25 protein-coding genes and 1 tRNA gene are annotated in these 20359 nt (G+C 35.0%); 18 read left to right on the top strand and 8 right to left on the bottom strand.

What is annotated here, in order from left to right; all coding sequences use genetic code 11:
* The first annotated feature begins 303 nt into the window (after window positions 1–303).
* Together priA and AB1422_06535 are read left to right on the top strand one after the other, a co-directional pair.
* Window positions 304–2715: a primosomal protein N' gene (gene priA / locus AB1422_06540; protein ID MEW6618992.1), complete on the top strand. Its 2412-nt coding sequence runs from the start codon at window positions 304–306 to the stop codon at window positions 2713–2715.
* Window positions 2702–3118 carry a hypothetical protein gene (locus tag AB1422_06535; protein MEW6618991.1) on the top strand — a complete coding sequence of 139 codons (417 nt, stop codon included), beginning with the start codon at window positions 2702–2704 and terminating at the stop codon, window positions 3116–3118. Before priA ends, AB1422_06535 begins: the two co-directional genes overlap by 14 nt.
* Window positions 3119–3464: 346 nt before the next feature.
* Here the strand turns inward: AB1422_06535 and AB1422_06530 are convergent, their stop codons facing one another.
* Entirely contained in the window at window positions 3465–3824 is a 360-nt protein-coding gene (locus AB1422_06530; protein MEW6618990.1) for a response regulator, read from the bottom strand.
* Window positions 3825–3861: 37 nt separating this feature from the next.
* Complete coding sequence (locus AB1422_06525; protein MEW6618989.1) at window positions 3862–4113, bottom strand: histidine kinase dimerization/phospho-acceptor domain-containing protein; 252 nt, start codon at window positions 4111–4113, stop codon at window positions 3862–3864.
* A 104-nt stretch (window positions 4114–4217) separates the two neighbouring features.
* Here AB1422_06525 and AB1422_06520 point away from each other — a divergent pair, with 104 nt between their 5' ends.
* From AB1422_06520 to AB1422_06450, 15 genes are all read left to right on the top strand, one after another.
* Window positions 4218–4598: a hypothetical protein gene (locus tag AB1422_06520; protein ID MEW6618988.1), complete on the top strand. Its 381-nt coding sequence runs from the start codon at window positions 4218–4220 to the stop codon at window positions 4596–4598.
* A gap of 83 nt (window positions 4599–4681) precedes the next feature.
* Window positions 4682–4846 carry a hypothetical protein gene (locus tag AB1422_06515; protein ID MEW6618987.1) on the top strand — a complete coding sequence of 55 codons (165 nt, stop codon included), beginning with the start codon at window positions 4682–4684 and terminating at the stop codon, window positions 4844–4846.
* A gap of 21 nt (window positions 4847–4867) precedes the next feature.
* Entirely contained in the window at window positions 4868–5989 is a 1122-nt protein-coding gene (locus AB1422_06510; protein ID MEW6618986.1) for an ATP-binding protein, read from the top strand.
* A complete protein-coding gene (locus AB1422_06505) occupies window positions 5967–6338 on the top strand; it encodes a response regulator (GenBank protein ID MEW6618985.1) in 372 nt (123 codons plus the stop codon). Before AB1422_06510 ends, AB1422_06505 begins: the two co-directional genes overlap by 23 nt.
* Window positions 6331–6696, top strand: a complete 366-nt coding sequence (locus tag AB1422_06500) for a response regulator (protein ID MEW6618984.1) — start codon at window positions 6331–6333, stop codon at window positions 6694–6696. Before AB1422_06505 ends, AB1422_06500 begins: the two co-directional genes overlap by 8 nt.
* The gene (locus AB1422_06495; GenBank protein MEW6618983.1) at window positions 6683–8347 is read left to right on the top strand and encodes a hypothetical protein; all 1665 of its coding nucleotides are present in this window, start codon (window positions 6683–6685) and stop codon (window positions 8345–8347) included. Before AB1422_06500 ends, AB1422_06495 begins: the two co-directional genes overlap by 14 nt.
* Before the next feature lie 204 nt (window positions 8348–8551).
* A complete protein-coding gene (locus AB1422_06490) occupies window positions 8552–9040 on the top strand; it encodes a hypothetical protein (protein MEW6618982.1) in 489 nt (162 codons plus the stop codon).
* A complete protein-coding gene (locus AB1422_06485) occupies window positions 9041–9343 on the top strand; it encodes a UPF0175 family protein (protein ID MEW6618981.1) in 303 nt (100 codons plus the stop codon).
* 299 nt (window positions 9344–9642) lie between these two features.
* Entirely contained in the window at window positions 9643–9909 is a 267-nt protein-coding gene (locus AB1422_06480; protein ID MEW6618980.1) for a nucleotidyltransferase domain-containing protein, read from the top strand.
* On the top strand, window positions 9899–10078 hold the full coding sequence (locus tag AB1422_06475) for a DUF3368 domain-containing protein (GenBank protein MEW6618979.1): 180 nt from the start codon (window positions 9899–9901) through the stop codon (window positions 10076–10078). The genes AB1422_06480 and AB1422_06475 overlap by 11 nt, the downstream gene beginning before the upstream one ends.
* A 33-nt stretch (window positions 10079–10111) precedes the next feature.
* On the top strand, window positions 10112–10393 hold the full coding sequence (locus tag AB1422_06470) for a hypothetical protein (GenBank protein MEW6618978.1): 282 nt from the start codon (window positions 10112–10114) through the stop codon (window positions 10391–10393).
* A gap of 139 nt (window positions 10394–10532) precedes the next feature.
* Window positions 10533–11414, top strand: coding sequence for a HEPN domain-containing protein (locus tag AB1422_06465; protein MEW6618977.1), 882 nt, complete (start codon window positions 10533–10535; stop codon window positions 11412–11414).
* A 374-nt stretch (window positions 11415–11788) separates the two neighbouring features.
* Window positions 11789–13930 carry a PorV/PorQ family protein gene (locus AB1422_06460; protein MEW6618976.1) on the top strand — a complete coding sequence of 714 codons (2142 nt, stop codon included), beginning with the start codon at window positions 11789–11791 and terminating at the stop codon, window positions 13928–13930.
* A gap of 72 nt (window positions 13931–14002) precedes the next feature.
* Complete coding sequence (locus AB1422_06455; GenBank protein MEW6618975.1) at window positions 14003–14311, top strand: four helix bundle protein; 309 nt, start codon at window positions 14003–14005, stop codon at window positions 14309–14311.
* A 406-nt stretch (window positions 14312–14717) separates the two neighbouring features.
* A complete protein-coding gene (locus tag AB1422_06450) occupies window positions 14718–17126 on the top strand; it encodes a CHASE2 domain-containing protein (protein MEW6618974.1) in 2409 nt (802 codons plus the stop codon).
* Between the two features lie 205 nt (window positions 17127–17331).
* On the opposite strand, the gene AB1422_06445 is transcribed toward AB1422_06450, so the two are convergent.
* The 6 genes from AB1422_06445 to AB1422_06420 all read right to left on the bottom strand — a co-directional run bounded on the left by AB1422_06445 (window position 17332) and on the right by AB1422_06420 (window position 19391).
* Window positions 17332–17799: a type II toxin-antitoxin system VapC family toxin gene (locus tag AB1422_06445; protein MEW6618973.1), complete on the bottom strand. Its 468-nt coding sequence runs from the start codon at window positions 17797–17799 to the stop codon at window positions 17332–17334.
* Window positions 17796–17993, bottom strand: coding sequence for a hypothetical protein (locus AB1422_06440; protein ID MEW6618972.1), 198 nt, complete (start codon window positions 17991–17993; stop codon window positions 17796–17798). The genes AB1422_06445 and AB1422_06440 overlap by 4 nt, the downstream gene beginning before the upstream one ends.
* Before the next feature lie 33 nt (window positions 17994–18026).
* Window positions 18027–18293 (bottom strand): hypothetical protein, encoded by a 267-nt coding sequence (locus AB1422_06435; GenBank protein MEW6618971.1) that lies wholly within the window; start codon window positions 18291–18293, stop codon window positions 18027–18029.
* Entirely contained in the window at window positions 18268–18504 is a 237-nt protein-coding gene (locus AB1422_06430) for a hypothetical protein (protein ID MEW6618970.1), read from the bottom strand. Before AB1422_06430 ends, AB1422_06435 begins: the two co-directional genes overlap by 26 nt.
* 157 nt (window positions 18505–18661) lie before the next feature.
* Window positions 18662–18802 carry a hypothetical protein gene (locus tag AB1422_06425; GenBank protein ID MEW6618969.1) on the bottom strand — a complete coding sequence of 47 codons (141 nt, stop codon included), beginning with the start codon at window positions 18800–18802 and terminating at the stop codon, window positions 18662–18664.
* Between the two features lie 515 nt (window positions 18803–19317).
* Window positions 19318–19391 (bottom strand) — tRNA-Ser (locus AB1422_06420).
* Window positions 19392–19592: 201 nt separating this feature from the next.
* Here AB1422_06420 and AB1422_06415 point away from each other — a divergent pair.
* Window positions 19593–20261, top strand: a complete 669-nt coding sequence (locus AB1422_06415) for a PQQ-binding-like beta-propeller repeat protein (GenBank protein ID MEW6618968.1) — start codon at window positions 19593–19595, stop codon at window positions 20259–20261.
* The last annotated feature ends 98 nt before the right edge of the window (window positions 20262–20359 follow it).

Genomic DNA, 20359 nt, shown 5'->3' with positions numbered 1-20359 from the left:
TTCCACAATCAATTTCTACCTATTTCTATAAATTTCAATCTATTTCTATTATCTTATCTCCATATCACTCTTATCTCCTTATCCCCTTTCTTACACTTTTGATATATAGCCTGAACGGTTACGAAATTAAAGACTATCCCTGAAATCCATGATAGAATTATTGTTGCTTGTGCAAAGTTTTATTCAGCAAGTATTATAACAAAGGATAAAATTATAAGGAGCTCGGATGAGATTAACACATTGTAATCGTTCACCACAGAGCTCTGCGACTCTGCGGGGAGAAAACCATTTTTCAGGAGCAATATGTTCATCGAAATAGTTTCGGGTTTATCTATTGATAAAACTTTTACCTATGCGGTTCCAAAGGAATTAGAAAAAGATATAGCCATTGGGAAACGGGTCTTAGTTCCTTTTGGCCATCGGCGCCACCTGACTGGATATATCGTTAATGTCCTTACCAGTCCTATCTGTGCTGACTATGAAATAAAAGATATTTTAGATGTTCTGGATAGCACGCCTGTTCTATCTGATGAGATGTTAAAACTAACCCAATGGATAGCCACATACTACCTTTGCTCCTGGGGCGAGGTAATTGAATCGACTCTACCACCGGGTATTAATATCAACACAAAAACCAGAATTAAATACCTGAAAGATATGCCGGGTCTGGATAAAAAGGCACCTCTACAATTTAAGATTCTGGAGTTAATAAAAAAAGAAAAAGAGATAAGTTTAGCTAAGTTATTAAACATTTTAAAGAAAAGACCTATTTATTCAGCGATAAACAGTCTTATCCAGAAAGAGTTGATAGAGATCGAGCGTGTTAAAAAGCCTGCTTTAAAACCCAAAGAGATAAAGGTAATCAAATTAGCCCTGCCTAAGGAAAGAATATTGGCGCAAACACTGACTCAAAGACAGCGTTCGATTATTGAAATCCTGCATCAAAATGGGGCTCTTGAGCCAGATAAATTAGCCCAAAAAGCACAAACAAGCCTCACCCCGATTAATAATCTTATAAATAAAAATTTTCTTATGGTTTGTTCAAAGCAAATAGATAGGGAACCTTACAAAGATAGATATTTTAAACCTTCTTACCCTCTAAGATTGACCAAAGAGCAAACTGAGAGTTTAAATGCTATCAAAGAATATATTAAAAAAGGTGAGTTTAAGGTATTTTTATTGCATGGCATAACCGGGAGTGGTAAAACAGAGGTTTATCTTCAAGCCATAGATGAGGTTTTGAAGATAGGAAAAGGGGTGATTGTTTTAGTGCCAGAAATATCACTTACTCCGCAGACAGTTGAGCGATTTAAAGCCCGCTTTGGCGGAAAAGTAGCCATTTTACACAGTAAATTATCTCCAGGCGAACGCTATGACCAATGGCGAAGGATACAGGAAGGTGGAGCAGAAATCGTTATTGGTGCTCGTTCGGCTATCTTTGCCCCTATGAAAAATTTAGGTCTGATTGTTATTGATGAAGAACACGAAACTACTTATAAACAATATGATTCTGTCCCACGCTACCATGCTCGAGATGTAGCGATTATGCGAGCAAAGTTTACTGATGCTGTGGTAATTTTAGGTTCTGCCACCCCATCCGTAGAGGCATATTACAACACATCCATTGGTAAATTTTACTATCTCCATCTCCCATCTCGAATTGACCATAGACCTTTAGCAGAGGTAGAAATAATCGATATGAAAGAAGAGCTCAAAATGGGTAATCGGAGTATTTTTAGCCTAAAATTAAAAGAGGCAATATTGGACAGACTAAACAAACAACAGCAAGTCATTATTTTCTTAAATCGGCGAGGATTTGCCACCTTTATTCAATGTCGTGATTGTGGGATGACGATGAGATGTCCGCATTGTGAGATTACTTTAACCTATCATTTTGCAGACAAAATGCTCAAATGCCATTATTGTAATTTTCAAAAAATAGCACCCGCATTCTGCCCTAAGTGTCAGGGGACACAAATTCGGTATTCTGGCACAGGAACGCAGAAGGTTGAGGATGAATTACAAAAATTATTCCCACATTCAAGAATTTCAAGAATGGATTTAGATACAACTACACCTAAAATGGCTCATGATAATATTCTTTCTTCTTTTAAATCAGGCGGAATAGATATTTTAGTTGGCACACAAATGATTGCTAAGGGATTAGATTTTCCCAATGTAACCTTAGTTGGGGTAGTTTCAGCAGATGTGGGGTTAAATCTGCCTGATTTTCGTGCCGCAGAACGGACATTTGGATTACTGACGCAAGTTGCTGGTCGCGCCGGAAGAGGGCAAAATCCCGGATTAGTTATTATTCAAACCTATAATCCTGAACATTCTACTATTCAGTCGGCTAAGATACAGGACTATGCCACCTTTTATTCTCAAGAGATTACATTTAGAAAAGAACTTAATTACCCACCTTTTACCCATTTACTTAATATTATCATCAAAGGTAAAAATGGTGAGGAAACGATTAAATTAGCCCAGACGCTCGGTAGTATTCTCCGAAGTAATAACCAGGATAAAACGGTGATTATTTTAGGTCCAGCCCCTTGCCCTTTAACTAAGATAAAGGAAGAATATCGCTGGCAAATACTTCTTAAAGGTAATCCTAAACCCCTTCGGGAATTAGTGAAATCAGCATTAGACCAAATAACTATACCGGGGTATTTGAAGATAAATGTAGATGTTGACCCGATTGGAATGTTATAGGAAAGGAAAAGCAGAGGGCAGAAGGCAGAAGGCAGAGGGCAGAAGGCAGAGGGCAGAAGGCAGAAGGCAGAAGGCAGAGGGCAGAAGGCAGAGGGCAGAGGGCAGAAGGCAGAAGGCAGAAGGCAGAGGGCAGAAGGCAGAGGGCAGAGGGCAGAAGGCAGAGGACAACAGGAGGAAAAACCGTCAGCCTAACTACGGATACGGATACGGGACACGATTCACGGATTTTCGGGACGGTTCACTTTTGTTTGAAATCTTGCGGTTAGAAAATGAAGTTAAAATTGGAAATTCGGTAACCGTTCAGGTGGTAATTTACCACAGAGACGCAGAGGAACAGAGAAGACATAGAAATAAATTAGAACACATAAAAAATTCATTGATGCAGATATGGAAATACTTATGACCTGCTTACCGAATGTTCAGGAGGCAAGCCAGATTTGTTAATCAATTTTAATGTTGTTGTACTCAAGAGATTGCCCTGATGAAAATCAGGGATGTTAAGCGTCTCGTCCATAGATTTTCCCCTCTTGAGAGGGGTTAGGGGTGTGTTTTTCTCTGCGTCTCTGTGTCTGTGCGGTGAACGGTTACCGATTTTTGATATTTGATAGGTCATTTTGCATTTTAATATTTAATTTTTGATTTTGTGTTACACCACTTGTTGTGTTTGAAGCGGTTTCGCACTAAGTCAATACCATTCATTTGTGCTCTCTGACCACGCTAAACAGGTACGATAGATTTGTTCATCAGCGTTACTGGACTAATATCTCCATTACTTTTGCCTTTAATACCTCAATATCAATTGGTTTGATTAAAAATGCAGAGATGTTACCTAAGACTATCTCCGGGTCTTTTTCTAAACCTTTGTAGGCAGTAATTATCATTATTGGTAATTGTTGATTTACCGCTCGTATCTTCTTTAACACTTCTATTCCATCTATCTCGGGCATTTTTATATCCAGGATAAGCAAATCAGGTTGATATTCTTCAAACTTTTGTAATACCTGCTTACCGTCTTCTACCTCTAAAAATTCGAAGTCTTCACGCTTAAGGGTCTGTATCAATGCCACCCTGATGAGCTTATTGTCCTCTCCAATTAATATTTTTTTCATTTTACCTTCATCTCCTCGTATAAAATTATAGGATATCCTATTTCCCCAAACAAGTTTGGGATTCCTTAGTCAGTTTTGCCGTATCTGACAGTTCATCAATCAATCCCGTTAATCTATCAATTTCACTATTAATTATCTTTAAATATTCTACTCGTGATTTAATTTCTCCATCAGGGGCAGATAATAACAGTTGAGTAAATGCCTTGATTGTGGTTAAAGGATTTCTTACCTCATGCCACATCTCGGAGAGCAAATCAGATTTTCCTGACGATAGGTCTTCATTACCCATTATATTTTTATAATATCATATTCAGGGAAAATTGTAAAGAAAAATTATTTAGTAGTAGAAAATTATTGACAAAGTTAGAAATAAGTAATATAATTTAGTTACTTATGGAAAAAATTGATCTGGTAGAAAAAGAGGAATTGGCTAAACGGATAAAATGGTTGATAAATATAAGATGGATAGCCGCTACTTTTCCATATCTTATATGTATTTTAGCCAGCCAGCAAGGTGAGATAAAAATTGGTTTTCCTGAAATTTTACCTTTTATTGAGTATGTCCTTAATATATTCTATCTCATCATGATTCGGTTAAGAAAATGTCTACGATTTATTGCCTATTTTCAATTAATCGTAGATTTATTCTTTATTACTTTAGGTGTCCATTTTACTGGTGGGTTAGGAAGTTTGATATATTCATTTATTTTATTATCATTATCGCCGCCCGTGCCCTGCTCTCATTACGGGCAAGTATTCTCTTTGCCGCTCTAAGCAGTATTTTATATACGACTATTATTAGTTTTGAGTTCTTCGAAATTTTACCATCAGCACCTCTTTCAGAATTTAAAATTCTTTTGCATGAGAATGTAGAATATTTAATAACATCGGTGATTGTGCGAGTAGTATTTTTCTTCTGGATTGCAATTATCGCTGGACATCTGGCAGATATTATTCATCAGAGGACCGAAGAATTAATGGAATCAACCCTCAAATCCAAAAGATTGGAGAAGGCTAATTAAGAACTTGCAGAATTGAATCAAATGAAATCAGAGTTTGTCTCGATTGTTTCCCATGAAATTCGAAGCCCACTGACGACAATGAAAGAATTTGTATCACTTATCTTAGATGAGATTCCAGGTAAAATCAATAAAACACAAACTGAGTTTCTGACTATTATTAATGAGAATATCAATCGTTTAACTCGATTGATTAACAATATGTTGGATATAACACGGATAGAATCTGGTAGAATGGAGTTAAATTGTCAAGAGATGAATATAAATAGTGTCGCCGAAGATATAATTAAATTATTTCAGACTCAGGCGGCAGAAAAAGATATTTCCATAAAAAACTTATTGCCTCAGGATTTACCAACTGTCTATGCTGATGTAGATAAAATCTCACAAGTATTGACAAATCTTATAGATAATGCAATTAAATTTACTAAAGAATCTGGCACGGTAACTATCAAAGGTAAAAAAGTAAATAACCAGGTCGAGATTAGTATCATCGATACTGGAATAGGTATAGCCAAAGAGGATTTTCCTTTGATATTCGATAAATTCCACCGGCTTGAACTTCCTACTAACCAAAAAGTTCGAGGGACAGGTTTAGGATTGAGTATTTCTAAAGCAATTGTTGAAATACATCATGGTAAAATCAGGGTAGAAAGCGAACTGGAAAAAGGAAGTAATTTCACCTTCTCTTTACCTGAATATGAAGAAGATATATATTTTAAAGATGTTTTAAAGAGGAAATTCTCCTTTGCCTTGCAAAATCGGTTGTTTTTGTCCTTGCTTATAGTTAAAATAGATAATTTGGAAGAAGGTATTGCCGATAAAATGCTTTATGAGGTAGAAAAGGTATGCAAGGAGATAGTTCGAAGAGAAAGTGATGTTGTGACAGGGATTAAAAAGAATAAATCGATTGCTATTCTTTCGGAGATAAACAGAAAAGATGCCTTTTCCTTGAGAGATAGGGTATTAAATGCTCTGGTCTCATATAAATTTTTAACTCAAGAAGGTAGAGCAATAGAGGTAATAATAAGATTAGGGACAGCCACTTATCCTGATGATGCCACGACCCAGGATGAATTACTTAGTAAGGCAGAAGAAGAAACAAAGGGGAGTAAAAAACACTATGTTCAAAATATTAGTGGTTGATGATGACCCACAACTTGTAGAGGCAGTTAAAATTAGATTAGAAGTAAATAATTATAAAGTAATTACGGCATTTAATGGCTTAGAGGCATTGGATAAGGTATATAAAGAAACACCTGATTTAGTCCTTTTGGATGCCTGGTTACCAAAGATGAATGGCTGGGAAGTCTGCCGAAAGATTAAAGAAGATGCCTCCCTTAAGGCGATTAAAGTTATCTTTCTTACTGCCCGGACAGAATTGAGTAATAGGTTAATAGGGATTCAAGTGCTAAAGGCTGATGGTTACATCACCAAGCCATTTGAATCAGAAGAATTGATTAAGACGATAAAAGAGGTGTTAAAAGATGTCTAAAAGAAAGATATTGGTAATAGATGATGAACCTTACTTAGTCATGGCATTGAAGATTAGATTAGAAAATGTAGGTTATGATGTCATTACTGCGTCCGATGGCGTAGAGGGATTGGATAAGGCACAGGGAGAGAATCCTGATTTGATTGTTCTTGATGTGATGATGCCTAAAAAAAGTGGCTACCAGGTCTGCCAGATTCTAAAATCAGATGACCAATACAAACACATTCTTATTATCATGTTAACGGCTAAGGGACAAAAGAGTGATAAGGAATGGGGTGAAAAAGTAGGGGCAGATGCCTATATTACCAAGCCTTTTGATGATGCAGAATTATTATCAAAAATAAATGAATTACTGTAATTATTGTAACTATTCACCACGAAGAGCACGAAGAACACGAAGGAAAAATAAGATGAGAATACTTTTTGTCATTTTAATGTGTCTTATCAGTTGGACTAACAAAGTATCAGCAACTGAAACAATAGGCTGGAAGTTTAATGGATATAGTCCCGCAAGTACCTTTTATTATCCATTTGCCTCTACTAAAAAGATTCATCCCAAATTGCCTTTTGAAGTCGACTGGACTAAACAAGCTAACCAATTGGTTCTAACAGGTGATGTCAATGGTGATGGAGAGTTAGAAATTATCACTCCAGTTGTAAATAGGGTTATAGTCTGTGGGGCTAATGGAGATGAGTTATTTTCTTCTGATTTAGGGGGGACGCTGACCAGTATCTGTCTGATAGATTTGGATAATAATGGCTCATTAGAAATTATATTTGCTAATAAAAAAGGTGTACTTGGGATTATTGATTGTAAGAACAAGCAGGTCTATTCATTATTTGACTTTGGCAATGAGATAAAGAATATATCTTTATTAGGCCCCAATACCATTATTACCCAACTTGGGAAGGTAGGTGAGGTAGGTAGTGTCACCATCCGTAAGGTAGTTATGTCCAGAATAAAGTATGTAGATGGTATCATCACTGAAAAAATTAAAGAAATAGGGACATACTCCTTAGGTGCAGACGCTGAAATTGGTGCTCTTAATGACTCTTTTGTTGCCATTCAATCCTATGCCTCTAAAATTAGCCTTGAGCCTGGCACCTATAATGGCACAAGTGATTGGTATAGTTATGTAATTTGTCTGGATGACTCATGTAATGAGAAATGGGTTAAAAAAATTGGTTCTGTATCTACTAGCACGAATGTAGCTATTGCTGATATGGATGGAAATGGTGAGGAAGAAATCATCGTTTGGATTTTAAATGATAATAATGATTGGGGTGGAGTGTATATCCTTAATCCTGCAAATGGTGACATTATCCATCAATTCCTGACAACTTATGGATTAAAAGGAATGGCTGTGGCAGATTTTAATTATGATGGTAAAAAGGAAATAGTTGTCGGCAGTAATATTGGTAAGGTTATGATGCTTGATTGTAACCTTAATCCACTTGCTCAATTTAACCATACCACAGGAATTGCAACCGGCTGTATTAATGATCTTAGTGGTGATGGACACTTAGAGATAATTACTTATACTCAGGATGGCCAGATTATTGTTTTAGATGATGAACTTAATAAACTATGGAATTATACTCTACCGAATAATAAAATAGCCCATTTAATCACCTCAGAGGTAGATAAAGACGGAGTTAATGATATTTTAGTTTTATCTGATAAATTGTATCTATTAAAAGCCACAAAGGAAATTTATACCCCAACTTCAGACATAATTGTTTATAGCTACCCTAATCCGGCTAAAAATGTTGATAAAGTTACTTTTAGATACCATCTACCAAAGGATGCAGATATAACCATAGACATCTACGATATTAGCTATGATTGGGTAACAACTCTAAAAGGAAAGGGGGATGAGGGAAGATATAGTGAACTTGAATGGAATATGTTAGATATTGCCAGTGGCCTTTATGTCTATATCTTTAAGGTAGATTTTGTTGATGGGACTACTAAGACCATTGTGAAGAGATTAGTAATAATTAAATAATTTGCCATTTTCTGTTTTTAATTGACAGTTCTTCCCACTTATGGTAATATAATATAAGGCTAACTTGTTACATTTGTCAATTTATTACCTTGTTACTTTGTCAGTTTTATAGTAAGTATATTTCTTGGGCTATTAGTAGATACTAAAGTAGAAGTTATTACTCCATCCTGTGCATTAGCAGGAGTATAATTGAAAGGTGACTTAATGAAGAAAATAGTTATTGATACTTCAATGTTGATATCTTTATCAAAAATTGGAGTAATTGAGTGGCTAACGGAAATAGAAGGAAAGATAATCTGTCCAGAAGGAGTTTATAGAGAATGTGTAGAGGATGGTATTATCTCTGGTTATTCTGATGCTATAATTATTAAAAGAGTGTTTGATCAAAAGATAATTAAGAAAGAAAGTGAAAAAGAATTTCATAATATTGCAAAAGTTGATACTCAAGTAGTTTTATTAGCTAAAGATAAAAATGCTCATTATGTATTTGTTGACGATACTGAATTATATAGAAAAGCAAAACTTGAAGGATTCAGAGTAATGAATTCTCCTGAGTTCTTATTTGAGAGAGTAAAAAAGGAGATTTTGAGTAGAGATGAATATGTTACCTACCTACAAAACTTATATTATTATAAGAGGCTTTCTAAGAGTAACTTAGAGAAGTATAAATCTTTAATAATGGAGGAAGGATAAATGGAACAAAAGATGATAGAAGTAAGAACAGTTTTAAATGATGACCTGTTACAGAAAGTTAATTATTACGCAAAAAGACACTATGAGGATGTCTCAACAGCTATACGACAATTGATAGCAATGGGATTAGGGTCTATAATGAAGCAAGAAGTTATTACTGCTTACAAGAATAGGAAGATAACTTTAAGAGAGACAGCAGAATTACTTGGTTTGAACTACTGGGAAACTCAAAAAATATTAGAAGAAGAAGGTATTCCAATAATTAATTTAACTAATGAAGAAATTGAAGGGAAGGTAAGATGAGAAAAAAGTGGAGAGTTGAAGTTGTTAGAGTTTTTGGTGAAAATATTGACATGAAGTTATTAACTGAATTATTGAGGATTATAGCACTTATTAATCAAAATTTGACATATAGTAGTTATTAACGAAAATTTCTCATAGAACAGATATAGCAACAGGGTTGATGGTTGATAGTTGATAGTTTATAGTTTCATAGACTATCAACTATCAACCATCAACAATACTAATGTGAAGTTTTGGTTAATACTTACTATACTTATCGGCATTTCTAAGTAAAATTTTGAATAATAACTGCTATAATTATGAAAGCAAGCATAAACCATCTTCCGGAGTATAAACGAGAGGAACTCGAAGATATCGTTGGAATCATTCGTGTAGCAGCAAAAGTCGAGATGATTATTCTGTTTGGCAGTTATGCCCGTGGAGACTTCGTGGAGCGCGATTTTCGATATAATGCTGAAGAGGAACATTTCACGAATTATGAAAGTGACTTTGACATTATGGTGATTGTACAGGACGAAGGAAAGGCAAAAGGGGGATTGGGGGTCAGACCTCGAATTGAGAACTAAGGCTATACAATTAGGATTAGAAGTAATAGGAGAAGTAGGCGTACTTGCTTATGGTAAAGAATTGGGATTAATAGAAAAAGACCTTAAGGTTTATATAGATGAACTCCGTAAGAAGAAATTTTATATTGGAGATGAGGTTTATCAAAGAGTATTAGAACTAAAGCATTAGAGCATCTCTTAGGCATTCTGGAGGAATAAAACTATGTATAACTGGGTGATAGATGAAGCTAAGTTTATGAAGGAAAAACCAGAAGAATTTAGACTGTGGAAGCTAACTCAATTAATAAATTATGGATTGGATGGGGAAAAACTTAATCGGACAGAAGTAATAGAATCCTGGGAGAGGATAAAATCCCATATTGACCCTTATAAAAGGCGCTTTTTGGAGTATTTACTATGGGGAAAACTATACTCACTTCCAAACAACTTGACTTTTTGGAACTTAGCAACAAAGAAAAACAAATCACAGATAGATTCTATCTAACTGGTGGCACTGCTCTTTCAGAGTTCTATTTTAAACTTAAAAATGATGGATGCTATATGTAGGGACAGGGCTTGTCTCTGTCCGAATCTTGATTGGTTACTCCAGTAACGGACAACCACTGAATTATTGAGGATTAATTATGAAAACAAGCATAAACCATCTTCCGGAGTATAAACGAGAGGAACTCGAAGATATCGTTGGAATCATTCGTGCAGCAGCAAAAGTCGAGATGATTATTCTGTTTGGCAGTTATGCTCGTGGAGACTTCGTGGAGCGCGATTTTCGATATGATGCTGAAGAGGAACATTTCACGAATTATGAAAGTGACTTTGACATTATGGTGATTGTGCAGGAGGAGAAGATAGTAGATGATTATAAGATTTGGAATAAAGTTGAAAATCAAATCAGACGTAAGATTCATACACCAGTAAAACTTATTAGGGAAGATATTGAGCATGTCAATGAACAACTCTCAGTTGGCAGATACTTCTATGCTGATGTCAAAAAGGAAGGCATACTCCTTTATGACTCAAGACGATTCCAACTGGTACGAGCAAGGAAGCTTACCCCAGGAATAAAAAGGGCACTGGCAAAGGAGGATTATAAAATCTGGTTTCCGAAGGCGAAGAAATTTTTTTGGTATTATGAATCTAGTTTTAAGAAAGGCTGGAATAATGAGGCTGCTTTCCATCTCCACCAGACCACCGAACACCTATACACTGGTGCTTCTCTCGTACTTACCAGCTACAAACCAAGAACACACGATTTAGAGAAACTAACAGAGCGAATGGAAAAAATTGATACGGATTTCGCCGAGATTTTCCCACGGGAAAAAGGCAAAGAAAAACATCTGTTTGAGCTTCTGAAGGAAGCATATATTGGTGCACGATACAAGAAATCATATAAAATTACCAAGCGTGAACTTGAATACCTTGAAGAGCGTGTAAAGAAACTACGCAGGTTGGCGTTGAGAAAGTGTCGAGAAAAGTTTAAGCAATTTGAGCAAAAAATTACAACTTGAATTATCGTAACACTTTAGACATCTGAAGTTGTGTAAGTAAGGAGAAAGGGAGAAGATGGGGAAATGGAGAGAATAAAAAGAAGTACCAAATCACAAGCACCAAAAATCAAACAAACTCTAAAATCCAATGACCAAAACTCTAAACCCCGTTGATATTATCTACAGGGGAAACAAATAGATTTTGAATTTGGAATTTGTTTGTGATTTATAATTTGGGATGTGGGATTTTGTACTTTTCTCCAATTCTCTCCTTTCTCCACCTCTCCTTACCTTTCACTTCACTTGGCTAAATAGTTACGAATTATCAAGTTATTACAGTGGACGGTGGGCAAGCCCACCGCCGCTGAACTCTATTTATGTGTAGGAAGGAAAGTGTGTTAAAATTTAAGATAACATTTCTAATACTTCTTGGCTTACTCAGTGTACAAGAAGTAGAAGCTAAGGCAGGTAAAACCCCCTATTCTTTCTTGAAGATAGGTATCGGAGCACGGGCTTTAGGCATGGGTAGTGCATTTGTTGGTCTAGCTGATGACCCCACTGCTATTTATTGGAATCCTGCCGGGCTAAATCAAATCAAGCAAAGGAAACTTTTATTCTCTCATAACCAACTCTCCCTTCATACTACACAAGAATTCCTTAGTTATGCCCAACCTTTATCATCAAATCAATCCATTGGAGCAAGTATAAACTATCTTAATTCAGATAAAATAGAAAAAAGAACAGGACCTACTGATGCACCTATTGGTAGCTTTGATACTTCGGATTTAAACATTAGTTTAGGATATGCCAGAGGGCTAACCCATGACCTTTCTATCGGTATTACTGGTAAATTTATTCAAGAAAAACTTGAGGATGAAAAGGCTACTACCTTTGCTGCTGACTTAGGTGGATTGTATAAAAGAGGAGATTTAAATATTGGTGTAAACTTACAAAACATTGGCAAGAAGGTAAAATTTATCAAGCAAAGCTATCCACTCCCTTTAAACATCAAAACAGGTATTACTTATAAATTAAGAGATGACTTAATTTTTGCAGTTGATATAGATAAATTTCTGAAGGAGTCTAATTCTAAACTACATCTTGGTATAGAGTATAGACTTTTAGATAACTTAACATTGCAAGGAGGATACTCTCAAAGCCTAAATTCTCATAGTAAAGATTTAGGTAAATACTCTTTTGGATTAGGGCTAAAAAGAAATCATACGCTATTTGACTATTGTTTCTTACCTTATGATGATATTGGTAGTACACATCGACTTAGCCTATCTGTACAATTTCCTAAAAAGGAAGAGGCTATTGATTGGGAGAAAATCAGTAAATTTGTAACCCCAGATGACCCACTTATAAAATTCTTTACCCGACATATAATTAGTGCTTTTAAACCAAGAGAATTAAATGAAAGATTATTACAGGCAATGGAGATATTTGTAGGATTATCTGTATACCCTATTGGCTACTCGCATGAGCCGTTTGAGATAATTCAATATGCCCGTCAAAGTTTATTCTTTACTAAAGGCGATTGTGATGATTTAAGTATCTTGTATGCCACTTGCTTAGAAAGTGTCGGTATTCACACAGCATTTGTATTAGTCCCAGAACATATATTTATACTATTTGATACAGGTATCCATTCTAAAAATGCCGATTTAATTAGTTTTGATAAGGACTCATATATTATCCTGCAAGACCATGTCTGGCTACCAATAGACCCCATTCATCTACAAAAATCATTTATAGATGCCTGGCAGTATGGTATAAGAGAGTATAAGGAATGGAATAATGAGGGTAAATTGAAAGTATTGGAGACACATAAATGTTGGAAAAATTATCCTCCTCTTAATCCACCAACCCTCCCTCAAGAAAACTGGCTACCTAAAATTCCGGCACAAGAAGAAATAAATATTAAAGTTAAACAGTACATTAATGAATTTAAAGAATACCGAAAAAAAAGTAGACTTTCTATGGAGCATAATCAAAAAGGGATATTTTATGCTAAGGACGGAAGGTATGAGGAGGCAATAAACGAATTTAGTAAAATAATCAATGAGATTGATACAGAATATTCTCCTGCTTATAATAATCTGGCTAATATTTATTGCTTAAATGGAGAGTTAAAACTTGCCTGTAAGTACTATGAAGAAGCCATAAAAAAAGATACAACTGACGGTGGAATATACCTTAATTTAGGGGTATTATACACGCTATTAAAAGAAAAAAATATAGCATTAGAGATGTTTATTGAGGCATTAAGATTATTTCCTAACTATGAAGCGGCATATCAGACCCTTGGCCTGGATAAAGAAGCTATTGAAAAGGCAGAACAAATTCCTCTATTAAAACTTTCGATACCCGAAATTAAAGAGTTGTTAGAAAAGGCAAAAAAGAAAGTAAAGGTTGAAAAAGAAAAAGTAAAACTACATATACCCGAACCTACCTCTGCCCAGATAACTCGCATGAGAAATATATTGGAAGAAGGAGAAAATCTTGTTGGGAAAATTCTTTATTGGAAAGAATAACTTGGGAAGCGGGAGACGGGAAGCAGGAAACGGGAAGTGGGAGATGGGAAGCAGGAAGGAGGAAAATATTAAATGGCAAAAGTATATGAAACTCTTGAAGTATGGCAATTAGCGATTGATTTAGCAGTTAAAATTTATAAAGTAACTAAGGATTTTCCAAAAGAAGAAATGTACGGGCTCACATCCCAGATAAGACGAGCTACTATATCTATCTCAAGTAATATTGCAGAGGGTTCTGGAAGGTCATCTAAAAAAGAATACAAATATTTTGTCGAGATAGCTATGGGGTCATTAAATGAAGTAGAAAGTTTATGGATACTTAGCTATAAGTTGAAAATGGTTAATAATGAAGTGTACCATGAAATAAAACAAATGATATAGCAGTTATTATTCAAAACTTTACTTAGAAATACAAATAATGTCCCATAGGGACAACATATCGGTAGAAATAAATATCACACAAATAATGTCCCGTAGGGACAATATATCGGTAAATGGCTTTCCATAAATTTTCTACCAATATATCGTTCCTACGGAACTGATTGATTTGTCTATCTATTCCTACCGATATTATGTTCCTAACGGAACGATTATTCTCATGCCTTATTTATGGGTATTATCCTATGTAAACTTCCAGTTAATAACTGCTATAGAAAGTGTAGGACGCTTACTTAATGGGTTAGTTAGATATTTAGATAAAATCAGCAAAGAATAGTGGAAGCAGAAGGCAACATTACTTCCCCGCTTCCCGCCTCCCGCATCCCATATATTTTGGAGGTTTAGACTTATGCAGGTATATAAAACCAATATCCAACAAGGAGTAATATTAGGATTATTGGTCAGTCTGATTATAACTTTGCTATCCTGGTGTGGAATATTTGAGCCATTTGAATTAAAATCATTAGACTATAGATTTCGACTATTTTCACTAAATAAACCATTAGACTCACGAATAAAACTTATACTTATTGATGATTATACATTTAGCCAGATAAACCAATTCCCATTTCCAAGAGACTTACAAGCACTTCTTATACATACATTAACTAAAGATGAGTATAGACCTAAGCAAATTGGTTTTGATATTCTATTTTCAGAAAAAAGCCCAAATCCAAAATATGATGACTTATTATCAGATTGTACTACATTAGCTAAAAATGTCTATCATTCCTATATCTTTCATTTTTCTACTTCAGAAGATGTAGATGAGGAAGTTGAGCAATTGCTTGAAAGTTCATGTATTGGAGGCAGGATGTATAGTGAAAACCTTCCCGCCTCCCATATCAAAACTGCTGTAAGTTTTACTTCTTCACTTCCTTGCCTGCTTAAAGGTGCAAAAGGTATTGGTCATACCAATGTATTCCACGATACTGATGGAGTAATAAGAAAAATTCCATTAGTTATTAAATATAAGGATAAATTATATCCAAACTTAGCTCTTTTACTGGCTTGCGATTACTTAAATATTTCCCAGGAGGATATAGAAATAATCCCAGGCAAATATATCATCCTGGATAGAATCAAAATCCCTATAGATAAACAATGCCAGATGCTATTGAATTTTACAACCTCAGATTTAAAAACTAATTCATTTATAGAGGTTTTACAATCAGCTAAACAGATTGAAGGAAGGGAAAAACCTATAATTTCGCTTAAGGATTATAAAGACAAGGTTGTGCTAATTGGCTCTATTGCTACTGGTCAGGGAGATATATGTACTACACCTATTTCAGCTCAATACCCGGGGGTAGGGATATTTGCTACCGCAATTGATAATATTCTTAATCAACAATTCTTAACTCGTCTAAGCAAAGGATTAAATAGTATACTTTTGATAATGATAGGATTAATGATAGGATTACTCCTACCAAGATTAACTGCATTAAAACAAGGATTATTCTCTTTAGTGTTTTTATGTAGTTATCTTTCAATTTCTATTTACTTATTCAGGATTCATCAACTCTGGCTGGAGCAAGTAGCACCTGGTTCGGTTATTCTATTTAGTCATTTAGCTATAAGTTTACAAAGTTATGCCTTTGAAAAGACTAAATTACTGAGTGTGATAGAAGATTTAAGGAGTAAACTTGAAGCGATAATACTAAAGACTACTCCAATAGAGCCTATAAAAATAGACTTTAGGCTTAAAGAAATTCGTATAGGAGATAAATCAATCAAAAAAGATGAACCTCGATTTATATTACTACAACATTTTATTAGAAAACAGATTCTTCATTGGACATCAGGATATGGTATTTTTGATAATTGGAATATTGAGAGCCCCAAAGACCCTGCAGGAGCTTTTAGAATACAAGTAACTAATTTAAATGAACCTTTTAAAAGAAGGATTATTGAATCTACTCGTAAAGGGACACTCGGTAAGGGTTATTACCAATTTAAACTTAAAAAAGATGATTATGAATGCAATATCTTGGAAGCAGAGCAAATAATAAAGAAGGCAAATGAGGATATAGATAAAAACCTACCTGCTCAAGCAGAGGCTAAGGTTAAAAAGGCAATAGAACTTGACCCGGCGAATATTGAGGGATATTGGCTGTTGTGTAAAATGAATAAGGGAACAATAACTGATTATGAGGATTGTTTTAAACTGATACTGGCTAAGATTAAATCTTATATGAAAAGTATTTCTTACCTTGATGGTAAAGAATGGAAAGAGCAGTATTGGACAGTTATTGGAATAGAAAGAGATAGGTTGAATAAAGAATTAGAAGATTTGGAGAAGAAGAAAGAAGAAGTCGAGAAGAGGATAAAAGAACTTAAGCATGAGGAGGAAACACCGGAAGAATCTACTTTAATAACTTTACTTAGAGAGATAAGAGAATCTGATGATAAGTCCTCTTTATTTGATAAGTTGATTAATATGCCATTCTTTAAAGAATTAATTGAAGAATGGACTGATAAGGTAATGAAATTCTCTAAAACTAAACTTGATAAAAAGGATCCAGAGGGACTTGTATTAAGTTCTCTTTTTATGGTAATTATTGAAGATGAAGACACTAAAATAGATATTCAATTAGGGGATGAGACATCATTGACCGCTAACATTAAGGATAGGTTAAAAAGGCAAATAGAGCGTCAATTAGAAATAGAAAAGTCAGAAGGTCTTTCTTTGGATGAGGAGAGGTTAGATAAAGCGGCCATGAGCCAGTGGCGTACAAAAGAGGATGAAAACCAGTGACAGTGTCAGTAGTCAATAGATTATTGTTACTGACTATAGACACTGACATTATTTTCAGGAGAAAGGAAGTTTCACACCAAGCACGCAAAGAACGCAAAGGGAAATAAGGGAAAAATTACCTTTGTGCTCTTTGCGCCCTGGCGAGACAAAAAAGGATATAAATTATTTTATTTTCTGTGTTTTTCTGTGTTAATCTGTAGCTTTATTAAATTTCCTGCAAAAGTTTGTTGTCAAGTATATCCAAGAATTCTTCTGGCGTAAAAACTTTAATGATAGATCCGATATCTCTAAAGTGGTCATCATAAGTAATAATAGCATCACACCCATTCAGATAGGCTAAAATTGCATGAGGTTGGTCAGATAAATCTGAGATCGGAAATTTTCTTTGGTGAACTAATCGTTCGGATCTTTTTAATAAAGGAATTATTTGCAATTCACTCTTTAGTAATTCTTGAAAGGACAATTTAACTACTTTTCTTACATAGTTTAATGGAAAGTTATCTTCACAAAAGGCATATATTTCCTGAAGGGTATATAGGGAGATTAATCCTTCAAATTCTTGACTATTAAGTCGATTAAAGAAATTCATTACTATAGAATATCGCTCTGGTTCTTTCTTTGTACCAAACAGATTGATATTCACTACGGAGGTATCAATATAAACACATTTCATGATGCCTTCTCTAATAATAATTCAGGATGGTCAATTGCTTCTGTAATGAAGTTAGAGATTAAAAGAGCCATAACAGCAATACCCTGGTCTTGTAAAAGATGCATGCTCTTTTTACGTGCTTGTTGAGTGGCTTCTATAATATTGTCAGTTTGGAGATAATCTAAATAATCGGTTAATGACTCTTTTGCTTTCATGTTTGTTCTCCTTGAAATTAATATTTTTTTCTTTCAATCTAATAATACCATTCTGAGTTTGTCGAGCCATTTGTCCTGATACTCTTTAATTAGTTTGATTCTTAATAGACCGTACCAGGATTCTTCCAGAATTAAAGTAGAAATGACTGAAGTAATCTTTCTTTTTGCTATTTTCCGAAGAAGATTACTGCATTCTGAGAAGTATTTAGCCTCAGTAACGCAAGAGTTAATAACAAAATTTGCATCCCAGAAGATAACATTAGGGAGCGAAGCATCAAATTTCAAAATCCTTGCTGACACCGTAAAAACTTCCTTCTTTTAATAGCGACTCGACATCAATAGGATGGTTAAGGGTAATACTCCCAATCATATCCTCTACCGGATCGAAATTATTATCCCTAACTGTCTCAAAAGTTATTATCCTGGTTCTTTTGCTTAAATTGATAATTTCTTTAGATAGATTTAAAGCAGATTGCATGATAATTACCTCGTCTGAAGATAATAATACCATAAGTATCACTCTTTGTCAATTAAAATTTTAACTCAGAAACATTTCTGAGACAGATCTATAGGAAGGGAAAAAATCAGGTAACCGTTCAGGTGGTAATTTACCGCAGAGACGCAGAGGAACAGAGAAAATATAGAAATAAATCAGATAACATAAAAGATTATTGATGCAGACATGGAAATACATAGGACCTGCTTACCGAATGTTCAGCAGGCAAGCCAGATTTGTTAATCAATTTTAATGTTGTTGTACTTAAGAGCTTGCCCTGATGAAAATCAGGAATGTTAAGCGTCTCGTCCATAGATTTTCCCCTCTTGAGAGGGGTTAGGGGTGTGTTTTTCTCTGCGTCTCTGTTCTCTGCGGTGAACGGTTACAAAATCAGATTGCCAGATGGCAGATAAAAAAAGGATGTGGGAGGCAGAATGTGGGGTGCAGTTTTTTAAAGCAAGCGGATGTTTTTCTTTTCTTATTAGTAATCGGATTTAGCGGATAAAACGGATAAATAAAAAGATAAAAAACATATCCGAGCAATCCGTTTAATCCGCTTACAAAAAAATTAAAAAGGAGTTGATGAAAAAATGAGTAAAAAGAATTTGATTATTTTGGGGATTTTTAGGGTGAATCTTGATTGGCTTGATTGGTTATAAAAAGCAAAAAGCAGAAAGAAATTTTCTTCCTGCTTTTCTACTACTATCTCAACTGGAGATAGTTGAACCCGACTGCTATTCTAAATATAACATAATTATTTCAATTTGTCAAGTATTTTTTATAATTTTTTTAAGAGGAATGACTGCTTCAGGTTCCGTTCCTCTGTTGTGCCCTGCCCGGGGATCGAACCCGGAACCTCCCGATTAGCAGTCGAGCTCTCTCTCCGTTTGAGATAGCAGGGCACATGTTAAATATTATCATAAAAAGAGATGTTTGTCAAGTCAGAAACATTTCTAAAACATTTCTGAGACAGATTTATGGAGGGAAAAAAAATTAGTAATCGGATTTAGCGGATAAAACGGATAAATAAAAAGATAAAAAAACATATCCGATCAATCCGTTTAATCCGCTTACAAAAAAATTAAAAAGGAGTTGATGAAAAAATGTTTAAAAAGAATTTAATCGTTTTGGGGATTTTAGGGCTGAGTTTGATTGGAATTTTGTCATCATTAACTCCAGAGGAGTTGCAGGCACAAGGATTAGCTGATAGCCCCTGGCCAATGTTTCACCATGACCCAACACATACAGGTAGAAGTTCTTATAATGGACCAACAACTCCTATCAAAAAATGGGAATTTACTACCGGAGGTATTATTGAATCTTCTCCAGCTATAGGAACCGATGGAACAATTTATGTAGGATCCAAGGATCATAAATTCTACGCTATAAACCCCGATGGAATAAAAAAATGGGAGTTTATTACTGGAGATATTGCCTATCCTTCTCCAGCTATAGGGTCTGATGGAACAATTTATATGGGATCTTGGGATCATAAAGTCTATGCCATAAACCCTGACGGGACAAAGAAATGGGAGTTTCCCACGGGTTATTGGATCAACTCTTCTCCAGTAATAGGAACTGACGGAACAATTTATGTAGGATCAAGAGATCACAAACTTTACGCTATAAGGCCCGATGGAACAGAAAAATGGGAATTTATTACCGGAGATGAAATTGTCTCTTCCCCGGCTATAGGATTTGATGGAACAGTCTATGTAGGCTCTAGGGATGATAAACTCTATGTGATAACTAGCAGCACATCGTGCACCTGAACATCGTGCACTCCTAATCCTCTATTTTGTAGCAGGACATCGTGCACCTTTATTTAGCTCTTTGACATTAATATCTGTTATAATTAACCTCAAAAAGG

This window comes from bacterium (genome assembly GCA_040757115.1).
Lineage (GTDB): Bacteria > UBA9089 > CG2-30-40-21 > CG2-30-40-21 > SBAY01 > JBFLXS01.
Note: the sequence above shows the minus strand (reverse complement) of the source record. Positions and strands in the feature narration are given on the sequence as shown.